General features: G+C 35.6%; 3 protein-coding genes. All 3 read left to right on the top strand.

Going from position 1 to position 3,104, the window contains the following annotated elements:
* The first annotated feature begins 170 nt into the window (after window positions 1-170).
* Genes WKU33_RS18685 through WKU33_RS18675 form a run of 3 tightly spaced genes read left to right on the top strand, consistent with a single transcriptional unit; the run spans window position 171 to window position 3,044 of the window.
* Window positions 171-1,082, top strand: coding sequence for a site-specific integrase (locus tag WKU33_RS18685; protein ID WP_340456088.1), 912 nt, complete (start codon window positions 171-173; stop codon window positions 1,080-1,082).
* Window positions 1,079-2,038: a tyrosine-type recombinase/integrase gene (locus tag WKU33_RS18680; RefSeq protein WP_340456086.1), complete on the top strand. Its 960-nt coding sequence runs from the start codon at window positions 1,079-1,081 to the stop codon at window positions 2,036-2,038. The genes WKU33_RS18685 and WKU33_RS18680 overlap by 4 nt, the downstream gene beginning before the upstream one ends.
* Window positions 2,025-3,044: a site-specific integrase gene (locus WKU33_RS18675; RefSeq protein ID WP_340456085.1), complete on the top strand. Its 1,020-nt coding sequence runs from the start codon at window positions 2,025-2,027 to the stop codon at window positions 3,042-3,044. Before WKU33_RS18680 ends, WKU33_RS18675 begins: the two co-directional genes overlap by 14 nt.
* Window positions 3,045-3,104 lie beyond the last annotated feature (60 nt).

The following is a 3,104-nucleotide window of genomic DNA, read 5'->3' as shown; positions in this document are numbered from 1 at the left end:
ATGCATTTATTACCAAGACTCTGGATGAAAGAAACTATTCGGATCTTAGTCGTAAGGAAAAGGATATAATTCGAAGTACGAATGTCCTTATTGAATATCAAACTACCGGGGTTATAAGATTTAGGTCTGTGAAGAAAACCTACAATTTCGAAGGTGAGATTGGGATAGTAATGAAGTCATTTTTTGAATTCAGAAAATCCCAAGGGTTATCGGAAGACACTCTGGCTTCCAATAAATTGTATCTTCATCGATTTTTGTGCTATTTGAATTCGAACAATGTTTCAAGGATCTTGGATATAAATAATAAACATATACTTGGTTTCATCAATGGACTCGGTATTTTTTCTAAATCAACTATTCACTGTACACTCAGTTCATTACGAAATTTTTTAAGGTATTTATTTGATAGACAACATTTAGATTATGATTTAACATATCTTGTACCTAAAAGCAGTTATAAAAAAGATGTCCGGATTCCTACTACCTATACGAAAGAGGAAATTGAACGTCTATTAATGTCTGTCGATCGGTCTAGTCCGAAAGGAAAAAGGGATGTCGCTATGATACTATTGGCAGCCAGACTTGGGTTAAGGGCTTCAGATATTTGCGGACTAAAGTTTGAACATATACATTGGGAAACCAATACCATACAATTTATTCAAAAGAAAACCAAGGAAAAAATAGAGCTCCCCCTTTTAGTTGAATTGGGAAATGCGATTATTGATTACTTGAAATACGGAAGACCAGTATCAGATCTCCCTTATGTGTTTTTACGTGCACAACAACCATATGATAGACTTGAAGAACCCACGCTTCATAGTATTGTTTCCTTCTATTTAAAACGTGCCGGCATCAACAATGTTGATCAAAAAAAGCATGGTCCGCATGCCTTACGGCACAGTCTTGCAGGTATTCTTTTGGAACAGAAGACACCGCTTCCGGTAATTTCAGAGGTACTTGGCCATACCAATAGTGAGAGTACAAAAACATATCTCAGCATTGATTTAGATTCTCTCCGTCAGTGTGCACTGGATGTACCAATCATTCAATCCCTTCATTATAAGGGGGGGGAACTACAATGAAATTGTCCGGAATTAATGCTTGTTTGATTGAACAATATTTAGCCTACAAAAGAAATATAGGCTATGCCCTAAGTAGTCCTTCTAATTTCAGAACATTTGATAACTTCACTATAGAAAATGGTGCGACTTCGGTTGGTTTGACTAAAGAATTGGCAGAAAAGTGGAAAGAGAAACGCCCAAATGAATCTGACGTTACCCGATACAAAAGAGTTAATGACATTGCCAACTTTTGCATCTATTTGAACCAACTTGGATACCAATCTTACATTCCAAGGCTGCCTAAAAACTATAAATCTACTTTCACGCCATATATTTTTTCTAAAGAAGAGTTAGCTTCATTCTTTTCCGCTTGTGACACTATTAAGGTTCATGATAAATCGAATATGAAATATATTCTTCCAGTAGTTTTTCGTATAATTTACGGTTGCGGATTAAGAATAAATGAAGCAATGTCGCTTAAAAATAAGGATGTAAATCTAGAACAGGGATATATAATTGTTCGAGAAACCAAAAATGGTGGTGACCGAATACTTCCTCTCTCAGATTCTTTAATAACCATTTGTAGTCAATATAAAAATCTTTTACTTTCAAACGAATCCGAAGGTTACTTTTTTATACAGAAAAATGGTAACAAGTACGCTTCGGATACAGTTTATAAATGGTTTCGTAAAATTCTATGGAAAGCAGGTATTTCTCACGGCGGAAAGGGCATGGGTCCGAGAGTACACGATCTAAGGCATTCTTTCAGTGTACATTCGTTGGCGGAGATGTCTCGAAAAGGAATGGATCTATATTATACGCTCCCTATACTTTCTAAATATTTGGGACATCAGTCATTAGAAGCAACGGATAAATATGTCAGATTAACCTCAGATATGTATCCTGAATTAATTCATGATGTAAACAAAATCAGCTCCTACTTGTTTCCGGAGGTGAAACAGAATGAAACCGACTGATTTCTCATATTATCTAACTGGGTTTCTTACGAAATACTTACCTGGGGAAGCTGGTGCAAGTAAAAACACTATAGAATCTTATAGAGACACATATGTACTCTTTCTCCGCTTTTTAAACAAGGAAAAAAAGATTACAGCAGACAGTTTGACACTGAATATGATAACGAAAAGTATAGTAGTTGAGTATTTGGATTGGACAGAAAAAGTACGACAGTGCAGTACGTCTACAAGGAATGTACGATTAGCAGCACTTCACTCTTTTTTCAAATATCTTCAATATGAACATCCAGACAATATAAAGGAATGGCAGAAAATCCTATCTATTCCAGTCAAAAAAGCAGAGAAGAACACAATTAACTATTTAACCCTTGATGGGATAAAGTTATTGTTGGAGATGCCAAATTTAAATACTCAAGCTGGACGTCGTGATTTAGCTTTATTAACAACAATATATGAAACCGGAGCAAGAGTACAGGAAATAATTGATTTAACACCATCGATGGTTCGGTTCGAGAAACCGTATACAATAAAATTGATAGGCAAAGGGAACAAAGCCAGAATTGTACCTATAATGGAGCCTACTGTACAAATACTGAAGGCATATATGGAAGAACAAGATCTATTGAGAAGTTCCGCAAATTTATATCCTTTGTTTTTCAATAAGCGAAAAGAGAAACTAACAAGAGCAGGGGTGAACTATGTATTGGCGAAATACAAAGAATTAGCAAGAAAAGAAGATATGACGTTAGTTCCAGAAGTATTTACCTGCCACTGCCTTAGACACTCGAAGGCGATGCATTTACTCCAGGCTGGGGTAAATCTTGTGTATATAAGAGATATTCTTGGTCACAGTTCAGTACAGACTACAGAGATTTATGCCAAAGCTGACTCTAAACAAAAGAGAGAAGCAATAGAAAAGGCTTATATTGACGTTTCACCTTCTGAAGAACCGAAATGGCGAGAAAATGCAGATTTATTGGTTTGGCTGAAAAACTTTAATAAATAAAGAAAATGATAATGTAAAGTAACAATGGCATATGCAGCTACATGAGTAAAACAAAAAAGC

This window comes from Oceanobacillus sp. HCA-5259, from assembly GCF_037892815.1.
Taxonomy (GTDB): Bacteria; Bacillota; Bacilli; order Bacillales; family Amphibacillaceae; genus Oceanobacillus; species Oceanobacillus indicireducens.
Note: the sequence above shows the minus strand (reverse complement) of the source record. Positions and strands in the feature narration are given on the sequence as shown.